This window comes from Scardovia inopinata JCM 12537 (assembly GCF_001042695.1).
GTDB lineage: Bacteria > Actinomycetota > Actinomycetes > Actinomycetales > Bifidobacteriaceae > Scardovia > Scardovia inopinata.
In genome coordinates this window covers 654,386-669,323 of record NZ_AP012334.1, presented here as the reverse complement: position 1 = coordinate 669,323, position 14,938 = coordinate 654,386, and the positions used below count along the sequence as shown (strand labels likewise).

Below are 14,938 nucleotides of genomic sequence, written 5' to 3'. Positions count from 1 at the left end.
TGCCCATTATGAAAACAGAAAAGTCAGAGAACAGGACCACGCTGGATTCGAATTGACTCTGCCGATGAAGCAAGATTCACAGAATTGACAGCTGCTACCTGAGACAGGGATGGTGACAGTCCGGGGACAGAAAGAGACAGGGCCATAGACAAGGCAGATAGCGAGGGCGAGGTTTGCTTCAGGACAAAAGCCACAGGGGAAGAGGCAGAGTCCGCCAGAGAAAAAGATTGAGAGGAGTAAGCGGACAAACTAATTTTTTGAGTCTTCACCAATCGTCCTTTACGATCATACGATTGAAGGTTGGCTTCACAGTCAGTTGACCGCGCGTTAGAAATAACTACTGTACCTTTTGTATCTGCCGGGACGGTAAGAGCCGCATGAGAGCTCGGCTTTCGACCTGTTATCAGGGCGAAATCGCTGCCCCCCTTCTGGGAAGATTCAGCCAGAACAGATGCCCTGATAGGTTGAGAAGAGGTAATGGCTATACCAGCAGCCCCAGAGGGAATCGCTGCCAACCGAATAAGACCAACCTTTCCTCCGGTGAAAGAAATGGTGTTCTGGGAAGATTCTTCCTCCTGCCCATTGGTTCCTAGCCAGGTAAGATGAGCCGTCCCTGACCGGGCCCCATAGAGGAGAAGCGAAACCTGTTTGCTGTTAGCCAGGGTTCCTATAACAAGCCGTTGTGATGCTGCAGGAGAAGGAGAAACATAATCATTACCCTCAGAATTAAGCCCCTGGGAACGAACAGCCTGAATATAACCCGATAAGGGAGAGTCCGAACTGGTTACGGACACAAGAAGTCCATCTTGATTGGCAGCAGAGGCAGACAAATTAATTTTAGCCTGTGAGTGTGCACCTACGGTTACTGAACTGTTGGCAGATAGGGCCAAAGCCTGGGAATTCCCGCTACCATGAACCTTCAGGGTGGCCACTGTGGCTTTAGAAGAAGGATTCACCAGGATTAGCTGCTGAGTCCAGCCAGTGCGGGTTGAAGGGGCCAAGAAAGTTTGAGACAGGGCAACCGGTATGCATGAGGTTGCAGCGACTCCCCTCAGATCTCCCTGACTGGCCCAGGAAGCTACGGAGGCTGCTGCTCCCGTTCCTGCAGATGCTTTTGTCAGCTGACTGATTTGAATAAAAGGATGTGCCGATGCCTGGCCCGATCCGCGGGATAAGACGGCGATTGGCTGCGCATCTTTTCCAGCCGGTGAAACCAGAGCAAGAGGAGAAGACCCATCCAGGTTGGTAATCTGTGATCGATAAACCTTCCCCACAGCTACAGCCCTCATAGAAGAGGTTATGTCCCCCTCACTGACCTGATACTGAGAATCTCCATACGAACCAGAATCAACGAGAGACATACGCCCTGGGCATACCTGTTCCTGTTCAGTCTGGGAAACTGTATACATCTGAGAGGATGTGGAGACCTGAGCATCAGATAACCAGGGCAGGGGCCGCTCTACTAATAAATAGAGGAAGAGGGCAACTACCAGGAAACCTGAAATGACAGCCGCTATAACCGTACCTATCGTTTTCTTTACAGGAGGCTTGCTGTCTGGAGAAACCTTTGCCTTGTATGGTCTTTCTTCAGGAGTCTTCGCCTGGTCAGGCTCAGACTGCAATGCTGCTGCATAATCAAATTCAGAAGAAGAGGCTGATTCTTCATTTGTTTCTTGATCTTTTGCCATATCAGTAGTGGTCATTATGCCTGCTCCAGACTGTAGCGACTACGGCGAGGGAAAGCTACAACGCAATAAATTATGAGGATCAGGGCCAGCAAAACCAGCCATATATATCGTGAGACAGTGTGAGAATAATATTTTTCGGAAGTCTGATTGATGCCTTGTGCAGCAATATCTTCCACAATAAAACGCAGATAGGTCCCCTTCCCCGTTTCTATTACATTCTGCGTATTGTCGCTTGCCACGATATGCGTGACCAGAGAGGACGCTTCCTGGCCAGAGTCAGATAGAACATAAATTCCACCAAAACCAAGATCCACCAAGTTGGCAATTGCACGAGAACTGGAACTGCCCATAAGAAGAGCCAGAGAATGAGCGATTTTTTTATCGGTCTGCCTAGCAGAAACAATAGCCTTGGATGCCTTGTGACCTGCCAGGGCGGCAATCTCCTGAGATTGTGCGCTGGGGTTGACATCTATAATATCTCCCCTGCTGCTGCGCATAACAGCATAGGTTGCTTTCTGCCCTGACGATACCTGCACAGCCAGTATTCTCCTGCTCGAATTTGCCTGAAGATATTCCTGAGCCACAAGAGGAAGCTGGGAATCTGAGGCAGACAGGCGTCCAGACGCAGACGGAAGCAGATAGCCGAAAACTGACCATACCACAGAAAAGACGACGAGCAAAGCAGCGATAAGACCACGGCCAGCAGAAGCCAGAGGATGCCTGCTGAGAGTATTCTCCATCTGACCACTGCTGCCAACCCTTCGAGTCAAAGGCGTGAAGACCTTAACTCCTCTTCCGGCCACCATAGACATACCCATAAGAAGACCCAGAAAACAAAGGGTCATACCAGGCAGAGGAGATCCGTAGACACAGCCGGTAGGGCTTAGGGAAACAGTAATCCTGGAAGAGATCACAGACAGGGCTGCACCAGAAACAATCAGAACCCAGGCTGCCCGAGACAATCGCAGGGTAATGGGCATCAGCAAGGAAACAACAGCAAAAATTCCCATGAGAATCAGGCAGGCGGCCACCAGATAAGAAAAAAGAAGAGCCAGAGGACCGTCAGAGGAAAAGTCGCGGATGGGGAAAGGAAGCCGGCCTGAAAAATCAAGCCCCAAAAGTCTGACCATTCGGCTTATCACCGATTCAGAGCCCACAGGAGTAACAGAGCCGGAGGCAGACTGAGAAGTAACAACCATACTGTCCATAAATAACTGCCGGAGTGCACCTTTATTGGAGTACCGAATGGAATTGATGATTGTAGGAGCCAAAACTGCAATAGTGGGTACAGGAATTAAGAAAAGATATGATCTATGGGCTTTAACAATAAAGAAGAAGGCAACAAAAGCCAAGCCCAGGGCTAAAATCAGCTGAGGCTGGCATAAAGCAACAATCATAAAGCACAAGGCAGCGCAGGCCGCAGACTGAGCTGAGGGAACCGGAACTTCCGGCTCTTCTGTCCTGTACATTCCTAGAGCTTTGAAAGTGAAAGCCAGGCCTGCAGGAAGGAAAACGGTAAGAATCAGCATGGGAAGATTTCCGTTGGCATAGAAACCGGACAGAATACCCAGCCCTACCCAGGCAAGACTAGAGGTCACTCTGACTGCATTAGATCGGGTAGCTATACCGGCCAAAGCCCAAAAAGCCAAAGCTGCACAGGGAGCAGACAAGAAGATAACAATAGTTGGGACATAGGCCACATGCCCTGCAGTAAGAACAGACAAGAGCACCAGGACTAAGAGGAAGGGAGCCGGAGCTGCATGCAGACCCAGTCCTGCCCCATAAGACCAGTTCGTCGTTGCTGCCTGGAAGAGCTGCGACCAGGAAGCGCCAGAAGGTATTAAAGAAGCAGACTGGAGAACACTGCCCGTCAACGCTGGCCGCAAGAGATTGATATTAACAGCCAGGCCCAAGGCAAAAGCCAGCAAAACCATCACCAGAGCCCAGCCATAGCGTACCGCCATCCGAGAGCGCAAATGCGCCTTGGCCAAAGTACTGACTAAGGCTTTATTTTCCTGATTATCTGCAGCCTTAACCCTTTCTTTCCAAGCCGAAACCTGCTGTCTGGTCACAGTCAGCAAAGGCAATTTTCTCATGGAAATTGTGCTCTGAGACGTAACCCTCATACGAGCTGAAATCATGGTGAACAGATGTCCCAGATTCCGCCAGGGAGCTGACAGCTCCACTCCCGCCGGGTAGACTTGTTTACGGCCAAGGAGCCTGGCAAAGAGAAAGAGAGAAAGGAGAAAACGAAGAATCCAGGAGGGAAGCCAGCGAACCACAGGAATATCAGAATAATAGTAAGTATCTCTGGCCCTGACCTGCGCTCCATAGCTGGGAATCGGATTCTTTACACCATCCTGAACCGCCTGCCCCTTAGCTGTTCTCACACCCTCCAAGCGAGCGCGGCGATGACCGGTCCGAGCCTGGGGAACAACAATCACCCGTCCCCCAGACAGGCAGACCCGGCGGCAGAAATCTCTGGATTGCCCAAAAGTGCTGAAGGAATATGTACCGTCAGAAATAGAAAGCCATTCCTGAGTATCAATCAGAGCCCCGGACAGAGAGACGGCAAAAACATCGCCACGGGAATCATACTGTTCCTGATCTTCCTCCCCATCAACGACTAGACTGGCGATTCTGTGCCCAGGAGCAGCGTAATAGCCTACATTATGCAGGCTGGATGCTTCCCAGTCCATCTGTTTGGTACCAATGACAGTAGCATGAGGATTATTGCGCCGGGCTTCCAGCAGAAGTTCCAGATATCGCTCATCCAATGGTCTGGAATCGTCATGAAAAACAGCTAAGCTGCTGACCCGGTTGGAAATAATTCCGTCTTCCCGGGCCGAATTGAGAGCCCCATTAACGGCTGCGGTAAAGGACCTGGCTTTTACTGGGATGACCCACACCGTCACAGATTTTTCTTCCTTCTCGCCCGGCTTTTTTTCTTCCGTCTGCACCTGATCTCCAGCTTTTTCCACCCTAATTTGCTGAGAATTCGATCTGGAGGAATGGTCGTGACTGCAGTCAGCAATAAGAATATTGGCAGGAAGAACTGTCTGCCCCAGAATTGCTTCTAGAGTTTGAGGCAGGAATCTGTGATCATCCTCCACAGTGATGACAGCAGCAACCGTGCCATTGATTGATGATTCCGGGTTTGTGCTGATCGTGGCAATTGTCTGTGAAACAAGGGAAGTTATTGTTTCTTTATGGTCAGAAGAATCTTTATATTCAGAAGAAGGTTGGGAAGACTGAAGTAAGGGAGAATCAGAAGCTGCTTTTTGCTGCCGAGAGCCGGGTTCACGAGGAGGCTCCGGGGGCGGAGGGAGGGGAAGGGAAAGAGAAGAGGGATGGGCCTTATTTGTCTCCCCTGGTATAGGCAGATTCTGACCTGTTCGGGCAGAATTTCCTCTCCCGGTCGGCTCCGGAATCTGTGCTTTCAGGTCATCATCTTCCGCAGAATCTGTCATAACCTCCGCCTTATTCGTCCTGATGCTTTATTGGTCCTGTATATCTTTTCCTACTATAGGAAAAAATTCCCCACTTCCAGCGGAAAATTGCCAAATGGGGACGTTTTCTTTACTTTCTCCTCCCTCTGTGACCATGAAGACCTACTAATTTTCATCCTGAATTGCTTTTTTGCTTCAAGTGTGGGGCTTAAGTGTCTCTTTTTACTATTTTTCATAAGAAAATAAGCCTCTAGCTGTAAAATTAGGTTTGTACTGTTTTCATACATATTGCTGACGCCAACAAGAAGGAAAAATATGGCCGTAAATAAAGACCACCAGCGCAGCCACGCTCTGCTGAGAATCAATTCATATGACTCCCCTCTTCACGCCATTAACTTCGTTACCGGAAAGCGCTTTGCCCGGGCGATCAGCATGATCCTTATCGCAGTTCTCGTCTTCCTGACTGTTGGAGTCTCCGCTCTGTATCTTGATTTGAACTCAGCGATTACCAATGCAACCGTCCCTACCCTGAATTCCCACGGCAAAGTTGTTAAAGCTACTGTAGATCCCAACAAGGGTAAGGCCCTCGATATTTTGGTCATTGGACAGGATGCCCGCGCAGGAAAGAACGGGAGTCTTATTGGAGATACTAATGCTGCCGACGCAACTAATCATCAGGCAGATACCACCATGGTGGTCCATATAGCAGCCAACCGTAAGTTTATTGATATTGTATCCATTCCCCGTGATTCTCTGGTCAGTATTCCTTCCTGCACAACAACTAAGGGGACTATCCCAGCTCAAAACACTATTATGTTCAACTCTATTTTCGCCGGGGCCTATGCTAAGGCTGGGGATATATCGTCAGCAGCCAGCTGCACGATGGCAGCTGTCAATTACCTGACCGGACTGAATATTCAGCAATTTGTGGTGGTGGATTTCTCCGGTTTGAGCACAATGATTACTGCTCTGGGCGGAGTTGATGTGTGTGTAACTCAGGATTTCAGCGACTCTTACACTAACCTCAAACTCAAGAAGGGGCTCCACCATCTCGGGGGACTCCAGGCCACTCAGTATGCTCGTGTCCGTCACGGATTGGGAGATGGCACTGACGTCATGAGAACAGTCCGCCAGCAGTATTTGATCAAAATGCTGCTGAGAGAGGCACGGAACAAGAACTTATTCACCCAGACCAATGAACTCTACCAGATGGCTAAAGCAGCTATCTCTTCTCTAAGTTTGAGCGCCGGTCTGGCCAGTACAAATGTTTTGGTTGGTTTGGCTTCCAGCTTAGCTTCGCTCAATGGATCGTCCATTTACTCCCAAACAGTCCCCGTGCAAACCTCTACTTATAATTCTAACCGAGTTCAATGGGCACCTGCAGCGGGGGCGGTCTGGAAGAAGGTTGCCGCCGATCAGCCTCTGACCAATTCATCTGCGACATCCAAGAAAGCAGCGTCATCCTCGCCATCCACATCCTCCTCGCCCGGGTCCACCTCTTCTGCTTCTTCCCCTGCCAGGAAAGTTGATCCCAACACTGGCCTCATTACCAATGCAGACGGCAGCCTGACCGATCCTGAAACCGGCGGGCGGGTAGACAAGAAATCCGGTGCTATCATTGATCCCTCCACCGGTTGGTATATAGGTCTGGCAGAAAAGTATGTCAACTATACCTTCTGTCGCATCAAGGACTAAGCAGGTAGTATGACTACTAATGATGATTCAATGAATGACGGTTCAAGCTCCGACAACTCAGCTCTTCCTCCGCAGTTTAAGCCCTCATCGACCCCATCCTCATCGACGCGCCGTTCCGGGGCCGACCCAGTTCGCAGAACTAGCGCAGTACACAGAAAGTCTCCCGCCTCACAGGCATTTTCTGCTCCTGAGACGGGAACAGACCATAAAGATTCCCCTCTTCCCCCCTCCTTTAGCCCAGCGAGCGAGCAGAAAAGCTCGAACAGATCAGCTGCCGGACGCAGTACCAGGTCTTCTCACACCAGGATTGTTTCTGCACCCAATTTCTCTTCACCTGCCAATCCTTCTCCGACTCGTTCCTTCGCGAGAAAATCTCTTCCCTCTCTACCTGCAGCTCCTTCACCCTCTTCCCCCTATGAGCAGTCAAAAAAGAGAAAGCCAAGAAAAATCATTCTGAAAGTCATTGCTGCCCTCCTGGCTCTCATTCTGATTTATCTTGCCTGGGTCTGGATCTTTGTTAGCTCCAATTTGGTCCATAAGAATTATTTAAGCTCAGCAGCAGATACTAGCGGCAATACGTGGCTGATTCTGGGATCTGATGCCAGAGATGGCACTACTGGTGGCACTGCGGATCAGGTTCCTGGATTTAGGACAGATACCATTATGGTTTTAACCAAGCCCAGTTCAGGTCCGGCATCGCTGATTTCAATTCCACGTGATTCATATGTTCAGGTAGCTGGTAAGGATTCCAAAATTAATGCAGTGGCAGAACTTTATGGATATACAGCTTTAGTACAGACAGTAGAGGGAATAACTGGACAGAAAATAGACCATGTTGTTTCTGTTGGTTTTGGTGGCTTGCAAACCATTGTCGATGCTTTGGGAGGCGTAAACCTCTGTTATGACCGGACTGTGGATGATTCCAAGTCGGGTTTGAAATGGACCGCAGGCTGCAGGGCAGCTGATGGCCAGACGGCTTTGGCTATGTCACGGATGCGTTATTCCGATCCGGAAGGGGATTTTGGCCGCACTAAGAGGCAGAGAATGACTATTTCCGCCATCATGAAGAAGACAGCTTCTCCAGCTGTTCTCCTTAATCCTTTCCGTTTGCACAAGGTCATGAAAGCAGGGCTATCTGCTCTGACTGTAGACCAAAAAACCTCAACCGGGGACTTGATTTCTCTGGCCCTAGCCTTCAAGAGCGCGACTGGAGACAAAGGGGTCACTGGAACGGTATACTACTCCAGCCAGGATTATCGGCCTACTTCCGGAATCGGCTCCTGTGTTCTCTTGAACACCAATGCCAATCATTCCCTTTTCTCGAAGCTGGCCCAAGGCAGCCAGCCGGCAGGGACTGTCGGCGGATATCTAGCTTCCTGATTGCTTTTTCTCCTGAGATAGATTTATTCACAGTCGCTTTTCTCTTATTTCCCAGGCGTGTCCCACGTTTGTGCACATTCCAAAAATAAGATGACTTTCTCCTTCATTTTTTCCATACTACAGATATGAAAAAAGCCCTATCCTCAAAAAAGCTGCTAGCCTCCTCCACCATGGATTTATTCATGTCCCTGGCTCCAACTGCCGCTGCTATGGCCGGTCAGGCAATCATGATGGCTGCTATGATTGCCGCCCGGCAGTACCTATACCTGGCCTTTCTTCTGCCTGGATTGATTTCTTCTATTGTTTTGACCATCGTGTTCATTATCCGATGGCGTCTGCAAACGCACGGCCAGACCCAGAATTATCAGGAGAATACTGATAATCTACCTTCTACTTCTTTTTCCGGGAAAACGGCCACAGCCCTTCCTGCTCCGGATGCTTGTCTCAACCCCATGGACTACATCAGGCCGCAGGAACTGGGACACTATTTGGCAGCGGAAAAATTCTCTTCCCTTTACCCTCATGGAACCGGATGGAAAAGCATTGTGTCCCAATGGCTTAAACCCAAAAAAGGAGAAACCCTTCAGATTCCTATCGGCTATACCCTGCATGCAGAGGTCACCCAACACTCGCCACATCCCACAGAATCTGCGCAACCGTCTTTACAGGAAAGAAGCCCGACTTTTATACCCAGAATTTATACACTTGATCTCTTGTCTCAAGGCCCTCACGCCTTGATTGGAGGCACAACTGGATCCGGGAAATCTGTCTTCCTGGAAACCTGGTGCCTTTCCATGGCCTGTACCTACCCTCCAGAGCGTCTTTTATTCGTATTTCTCGATTTCAAAGGAGGAGCAACTTTTCGTCAGCTGCAGAAGATCCCGCATTGTGTGGGCAGTGTCAGCGATCTCAACCTAGCTCATGCTTTACGAGCTCTCCTGTCTCTAGAAAGAGAAATCAAGCGGAGAGAAAGTTTGGTTCACTCATATGGGGTAGACAACATTAATCGCCTCCCCCACCCGCCTGCCCATCTGTTGGTGGTCATTGATGAGTTTCATGCCATCAAGGAACTGCTGCCCGATTATATTCCCCGTCTGGTTTCTGTAGCAGCTTTAGGCCGTTCCTTGGGGATACATCTCATAGCCTGTACGCAAAATCCTCTGGGTCAGGTCAATGGAGATATGAAAGCTAATTTATCCCTTCACATTTGCTTTAGGGTCAGAGATTCTCTGCAATCGCTGGAACTCTTGGATGCACCCTTTGCAGCCCTCCTCCATCCTGAGGATCAGGGAATCGGTTTTCTCCATGATGGTGCTCAATGTCTTCCTTTCAGGGCTGCTCAGTGCACCCATCCCGATCAGTTCATCACCAGTGTCCAGACTGCTTATGCTTTCATATGTGCTGCTGGCAAAAATACCGGCAAAAATGCCGGCAAAGGTGGATCTGAACCAGACCAGCCAGTTCTCTTTTCGCCTCCCCTGCCTGAAATTCTTGCAGCTCCCACAAAAAAATCTGGGAAGACACTGCCCATCGGAACCAAAAGAAATCGGATCTATATGGGTCTACGAGATGATGGTATTACTACGTCCGATTGGTTTCTTGACCTGGAGGGACAGAATATTGCCATCGTTGTCCCTCACGGATATGGGAAAACCGAAACTCTGAAGATAATATGCCAAGCATATGAACGATTAAGAGACCCATGCCCTACTACCCTGTCGTCAGATGAACCAGTTCAATCACATGAATCACTGCCAGTAGAAAATACACGCTCTATTGCTGCCCGACTGGCAATATGTGACAACTGCGATCCCTATCTCGATCCTCTGGCTGCCTATTCTGCCGGTTTTCCTGCAGATGCCCCATCTGACAATTCATTCGCGGAACAAAATGCTCAGGATAAGGAGAATGTCCTGGTCCTCTCTTCCCGGCACCAGTTCCAAACCGCCTTAACAGATAGAAAGATAACCGTATTCTATACAGTCAGCGATCCCCGCAACGTTCGATATCCAGAAAATTGTGATGCCAAAATTATTTTTCCTACATTAGATAGGACCACTGATCTCCTGTGGGGCCTGCCCACCGATTTGCTCAATGATGCCAGCTTTTCCGGAAGGCGCATCCCGGGAAGAGGAATATACTGTGGACCGGAATCATATATCTTTCAAACCTACGCTCCCAGTTTTGACACCTAAACCTTTGGACAGGACGAAGAAAGGTTCAATCAGAAAAAATTCATCTTTTTTTCCTAAAACACTTGCAAAAAAGTAAAATTCGTGCTTATCTCTATATAGATAATCTTTTGATCTGCAGTCAGTAAAGACCGACAGCAGGCTGAGTCTGTAAAAATCAGCCGGACAGCCAGATAGCCAGAGAAAACTGAGGCAGCCAGAAGATTCAGCAGTATAATTACACAGGATCGAGGAAATAACAATGAGTAGTTCACAGGATTGGCGAGCCAAGGCTGCATGCCGGGATAAGGATCCTGAGCTTTTCTTCCCGGTTGGCAATACAGGCCCTGCCCTTCAGCAGATTGAAGAGGCAAAAGCCGTGTGCAGAACATGTGAAGTCGTTGATGAATGTCTCAAGACTGCTCTAGATACCAACCAAGATTATGGGGTCTGGGGCGGATACAGCGAAGACGAACGCCGTGCATTGAAGCGCAGGTATATGCGAGCCCGCCGCAGCATGCGTATGCGCTGAAATGATAAGTTCATAGCATATTATTCGGCTTATCTGTCTGCTTGTGGCTTGCCTACATTCTCACCTACCCAGTCTTCTCTAGTTTTCTAGTTTCTAGTTTTCGGCAGCTCTTAGTTTGATGGATATCTCAACCCTTGTTCCATGCGGGTGATTTACCCCCCATTTGATGGTACCGCCAAAGTCATTGGTCACAAAGGTATTAACAATCTGTGTTCCTAATCCAGAGCCGGAAGCCTTGACTGATTTGCCCTTTTCGTCGACTTCTGTTTCCAGACCATTACCATCATCTTCAACAACAACATTCAGATTTTTACCGCTGCGTCCAACAGATATCAAAATGTTGCCTTCTTTACGATTTTCAAAACCGTGTTCCACACAGTTGGTTACCAGCTCAGTCAAAACCAAGGAAAGAGGAGTAGCATCCTGAGCTGGCATCATGCCGAACTGTCCCAGATAAGAAATCTTAATCTCCTGTTCATCGGTACTTGCCACCTCAACCGCCATCCTCAACAGTTTGGCAATCACGGCATCAAAATCCACTACTTCATCAGCCGTCTGACTCAGGCCTTCATGAACAACGGCTATAGTTTCCACCCGCCTCTGGGCTTCCTGGAGTTCCTTGCGAACTTCCTCATTTTTTGTTCGCCTGGCCTGAAGACGGAGCAGGGATGATACAGCCTGCAAATTGTTCTTAATCCTGTGATGGACTTCGGCAATAGTGGCATCCTTAGTTTCCAATTCTCGCTCCCTGCGGCGAACTTCAGTTACATCCCGACAGAGGATAACAGCCCCAGTTCTGCTGCCGCCGGAGAAAAGAGGAAAACAGCGCAGGGCTATAGATGCATTGGATGTGGTAATTTCAGAATCGGCAAAGAATTTTCCTGTGAGAACACCAGGAAGAGATTCCGGCACCTTATCATTCTCCTGAATCCTGTCGGTGATGAACTCACTCAAATAGCGGCCAATCAGATCGGTAACCAAGCCCAGCCGGCGGAAACAGCTAACTGCGTTCGGAGCTGCATACTCCACTATCCCATCTTCTGATAGGATCAGGAAACCGTCCGATACCCTAGGATCATGCCTTTGCTTAGAGAGCAAATCATCCACATAGGGAAAAGTACCATCTCCAATCATCGCAAAGATCTCATGCCCCACCTTAATACTCTCAGATTCGTAATGCCCGTTGACCAGACGGGTCATCATATTAGTCTCCCGCACCAAAACGCCTAAAATCTTGTCATTATGACGGACAGGAACGAAATCATCACAGACAGTGGCCGATCCCACCATCCGATAGTGGTCAATTCCACCATCAACCCGACCATTAAGATTGTCATAAACCGGAGCTACTAAAGACTCAGGCAGATTCTTTCCTACCATATCATCAATCTGGCGGGATACCACTGTGGAAGACCGGCACTGAGCAGCAACTACTAGGCGCTGCACTCCGTTTTCCTGGATGGGTATGACCAGCATCAGATCAGCAAAACTCAAATCTGCAATAACCTGCCAATCGTCCAGAATACGTCGCAGCCAACTTTTATCATCCTTGCTAAGAGTGGCACTGCGGGCAAAAACGTCAGTAAAATCTGTCATAAACGTCATTGTACTCACTCATCGAACTCATCCTTGATTATGCCTGTCGGTAAACTGTAAAGATGTATGAAGGGACAGGTGATACCTATGACTGCTTCTGACGATTCCACGGATATCATTGAAACTACTCAACCATCAACAGATGATCCTGAAGTGAGCAACCAGGCAGTGCAACAAGTGGTACGGGCACGCATCGCCAACGAGCAGGCCAAGGCTGATGCCATCAGGATGAAGGCGAGAGCCAAGGCCGACAGGATCCTGGCAAAAGGTGAATACAAGGCCAGCATCATTGAGCAAAAGGCACGGGGAAGTTATAAGAAAAAAGTCCGTCTCGATGTTCATGGGCGACCGAAACCCCTGCTCAGAGGTTGGATTCACCTGGTCACCGCTCCCCTGGCCCTGGCAGCCGGAATTGTTCTTATCTGTCTGGCTCCCTCTGCCGGCCTCAAGTGGGCTTGCGCTGTTTTCATGACTAGTTCCCTCATTCTTTTTACCAACTCTGCTATTTACCATGTGGGCGACTGGTCCACCAAAGTAACCGGGGTCTTGAGGCGGATTGATCACATGAACATTTTCCTCCTCATTGCCGGCACTTACACTCCCATATCTTTTGCCTTGAGCAGTGGCATGCGAAACATAATTATTGCCACCATGTGGATTTTCACTACCATAGCTTTGATAATTCATGTCATTTGGATTAATGCTCCCCGCTGGCTTTATACCAGCACATACATCGTATTTGGCGTGTCCGGAGTAGCCTTTCTCCGATTCTTCTGGCTGTCCCCCTATGCTGGACCTGCCGTAGTATGGCTGATTGTTGCCGGTGGAATCTGCTATATAGGTGGAGCTATAGTCTACATGCTTCGCAAGCCCGATCCCTGGCCAATGGTCTTTGGTTTTCATGAGATCTTCCACACCGGGACTGTTTTGGGCTACGCCTGCCATGTTGTTGCTATTTACTTTGTCGTTGTTGCCCTGATGCATGCTTAAACTCCATGCCTAGACTGCGCACTGAAACATGGCGCTAAAACAGGGCGCTAAAACTGCATACTAAAACTGGACGCTAGAAAAATCTGCCCCGATCTTTCCGAGTCTGCCAAACATGCCGAGTCTGCCAAACATGCCAGTCCTGTCAAAAAGGTCGCCATACATACAAAAATATACAAAAAATATACAAAAATCCCTGGCACCTGCAGCATCATCGCCAGCTGCTAAGTTGCCAGGGAATTATTTTTCAGAATTTTTATGCCTTCAAAGGCTTTGCTTCTTTAATAGTCACGGTAATATTGCGGCCGTTAGGAGCCGTATAGGAAACAGTATCACCAGTCTTTTTACCATTGATAGCAGCTCCGATTGGAGATTCAGGACTGACAATATCGTAATCAGTAGCAACCGCCAGATCATGAGAACCCAGAACATAGGTCATTTCCCGACCGGCTATCTCGAGCACTACCAAAGAGCCTGGTCCAACTTTTCCTGGGTTGGGAGCCTTCAGAATCTGTGAATCCCGAAGCTTAACAGTCAGCTCCTGGATACGGCCCTCATTCTTTCCCTGCTCTTCGCGTGCAGCCTGGTAGCCTCCATTTTCACTCAGATCGCCCTCTGCGCGGGCAGCGGCAATCTTTTCCTTTATTTCTTCCCGCAGCTCACCTTCACGATAAGTCAGTTCTTCTCTCAGCTTGTCATAGGCTTCCTGTGTAAGCATATAAACCTTATCCTGTGGCATAAGTACCTCCTCGCAATGCGTCCAGGAAAAGACCTGAAAAATTGGATTTTGTTGTCGGCTTATTCTTGGCTAATCTTACCGACGAGTAGAGATGATGTCAATAACGAAAACCAAAGTATCATCGCCACCAATACCAGCAGCTGGCATGCCATTGCGGCCATACCCATACTCTGGAGGAATGGATACCACCAGACGGGAACCAACATTGTGGCCGGGAACCAGCTGATCCCAACCGCGAATTACTTGTCCCACCCCAATTCCGAAAGTTGCAGGCTGATGGCGGTCAAAACTGGAGTCAAATGGGTGGTCGCTCCCCCATACAACCCCGTGATAATTGACTGTTACCATGTCTCCCTTACGAACCAAGGGTCCGTCTCCCTCCACGATCTCCTGGCCTTTCAAACCGGCCGGAGCTTCCTGGATGGGAAAAGTAATCTGAGGCTGGGCACCGAAATCAGCATTCACTTCTGGCATAATTGAGGCAGTCATTATAATCTCCTTTTCCTGATTTTCTGCTGTTGTTATTTCCACTTATCTGATTTCACTTATCCTGCAGTCAGCCCTGACACTAACGAACACTGTAGCACTGCCGCACTTCATAAAACAGTGCCCCGGGCGGGACTCGAACCCGCAAGACCGTTAATAGTCGGCGGATTTTAAGTCCGCTGCGTCTACCGATTCCGCCACCGGGGCAAGCCTCA

Annotated in this window: 10 protein-coding genes and 1 tRNA gene; 5 read left to right on the top strand and 6 right to left on the bottom strand. The window is 49.0% G+C overall.

Annotated features, from left to right (window positions below):
• Positions 1-23: 23 nt before the first annotated feature.
• Both SCIP_RS02655 and SCIP_RS02650 read right to left on the bottom strand, forming a co-directional pair.
• On the bottom strand, positions 24-1,703 hold the full coding sequence (locus SCIP_RS02655) for a DUF5719 family protein (protein WP_040590547.1): 1,680 nt from the start codon (positions 1,701-1,703) through the stop codon (positions 24-26).
• Positions 1,703-5,158 (bottom strand): hypothetical protein, encoded by a 3,456-nt coding sequence (locus SCIP_RS02650; RefSeq protein WP_006292975.1) that lies wholly within the window; start codon positions 5,156-5,158, stop codon positions 1,703-1,705. The genes SCIP_RS02655 and SCIP_RS02650 overlap by 1 nt, the downstream gene beginning before the upstream one ends.
• A 294-nt stretch (positions 5,159-5,452) precedes the next feature.
• On the opposite strand from SCIP_RS02650, the gene SCIP_RS02640 reads away from it, so the two are divergent.
• From SCIP_RS02640 to SCIP_RS02625, 4 genes are all read left to right on the top strand, one after another.
• Positions 5,453-6,832 (top strand): LCP family protein, encoded by a 1,380-nt coding sequence (locus SCIP_RS02640; protein ID WP_040590543.1) that lies wholly within the window; start codon positions 5,453-5,455, stop codon positions 6,830-6,832.
• A gap of 9 nt (positions 6,833-6,841) precedes the next feature.
• Entirely contained in the window at positions 6,842-8,212 is a 1,371-nt protein-coding gene (locus SCIP_RS02635; protein ID WP_115672869.1) for an LCP family protein, read from the top strand.
• 125 nt (positions 8,213-8,337) lie between these two features.
• Entirely contained in the window at positions 8,338-10,407 is a 2,070-nt protein-coding gene (locus tag SCIP_RS02630; protein WP_006292972.1) for an FtsK/SpoIIIE domain-containing protein, read from the top strand.
• A gap of 238 nt (positions 10,408-10,645) precedes the next feature.
• On the top strand, positions 10,646-10,915 hold the full coding sequence (locus SCIP_RS02625; RefSeq protein WP_006292971.1) for a WhiB family transcriptional regulator: 270 nt from the start codon (positions 10,646-10,648) through the stop codon (positions 10,913-10,915).
• 93 nt (positions 10,916-11,008) lie between these two features.
• Here SCIP_RS02625 and SCIP_RS02620 read toward each other — a convergent pair whose 3' ends face one another.
• Positions 11,009-12,511 carry a sensor histidine kinase gene (locus SCIP_RS02620; protein ID WP_006292970.1) on the bottom strand — a complete coding sequence of 501 codons (1,503 nt, stop codon included), beginning with the start codon at positions 12,509-12,511 and terminating at the stop codon, positions 11,009-11,011.
• Positions 12,512-12,598: 87 nt separating this feature from the next.
• Here SCIP_RS02620 and trhA point away from each other — a divergent pair, with 87 nt between their 5' ends.
• Positions 12,599-13,501 (top strand): PAQR family membrane homeostasis protein TrhA, encoded by a 903-nt coding sequence (gene trhA / locus SCIP_RS02615; protein WP_231287962.1) that lies wholly within the window; start codon positions 12,599-12,601, stop codon positions 13,499-13,501.
• Positions 13,502-13,754: 253 nt separating this feature from the next.
• Here trhA and SCIP_RS02610 read toward each other — a convergent pair whose 3' ends face one another.
• From SCIP_RS02610 to SCIP_RS02600, 3 genes are all read right to left on the bottom strand, one after another.
• Positions 13,755-14,237 carry a GreA/GreB family elongation factor gene (locus SCIP_RS02610; protein WP_006292968.1) on the bottom strand — a complete coding sequence of 161 codons (483 nt, stop codon included), beginning with the start codon at positions 14,235-14,237 and terminating at the stop codon, positions 13,755-13,757.
• 75 nt (positions 14,238-14,312) lie between these two features.
• The gene (locus SCIP_RS02605) at positions 14,313-14,726 is read right to left on the bottom strand and encodes an FKBP-type peptidyl-prolyl cis-trans isomerase (RefSeq protein ID WP_040590540.1); all 414 of its coding nucleotides are present in this window, start codon (positions 14,724-14,726) and stop codon (positions 14,313-14,315) included.
• Positions 14,727-14,844: 118 nt separating this feature from the next.
• Positions 14,845-14,930, bottom strand: a tRNA-Leu gene (locus SCIP_RS02600).
• Positions 14,931-14,938: the final 8 nt, after the last annotated feature.

What these genes read in the sequence shown, in the direction of transcription:
- SCIP_RS02655 (WP_040590547.1), bottom strand. Translation starts at nt 1,703, where the DNA reads ATGACCACTACTGATATGGCAAAAGATCAAGAAACAAATGAAGAATCA.
- SCIP_RS02610 (WP_006292968.1), bottom strand. Translation starts at nt 14,237, where the DNA reads ATGCCACAGGATAAGGTTTATATGCTTACACAGGAAGCCTATGACAAG.
- SCIP_RS02650 (WP_006292975.1), bottom strand. Translation starts at nt 5,158, where the DNA reads ATGACAGATTCTGCGGAAGATGATGACCTGAAAGCACAGATTCCGGAG.
- SCIP_RS02635 (WP_115672869.1), top strand. Translation starts at nt 6,842, where the DNA reads ATGACTACTAATGATGATTCAATGAATGACGGTTCAAGCTCCGACAAC.
- SCIP_RS02625 (WP_006292971.1), top strand. Translation starts at nt 10,646, where the DNA reads ATGAGTAGTTCACAGGATTGGCGAGCCAAGGCTGCATGCCGGGATAAG.
- SCIP_RS02630 (WP_006292972.1), top strand. Translation starts at nt 8,338, where the DNA reads ATGAAAAAAGCCCTATCCTCAAAAAAGCTGCTAGCCTCCTCCACCATG.
- trhA (WP_231287962.1), top strand. Translation starts at nt 12,599, where the DNA reads ATGACTGCTTCTGACGATTCCACGGATATCATTGAAACTACTCAACCA.
- SCIP_RS02605 (WP_040590540.1), bottom strand. Translation starts at nt 14,726, where the DNA reads ATGACTGCCTCAATTATGCCAGAAGTGAATGCTGATTTCGGTGCCCAG.
- SCIP_RS02620 (WP_006292970.1), bottom strand. Translation starts at nt 12,511, where the DNA reads ATGACAGATTTTACTGACGTTTTTGCCCGCAGTGCCACTCTTAGCAAG.
- SCIP_RS02640 (WP_040590543.1), top strand. Translation starts at nt 5,453, where the DNA reads ATGGCCGTAAATAAAGACCACCAGCGCAGCCACGCTCTGCTGAGAATC.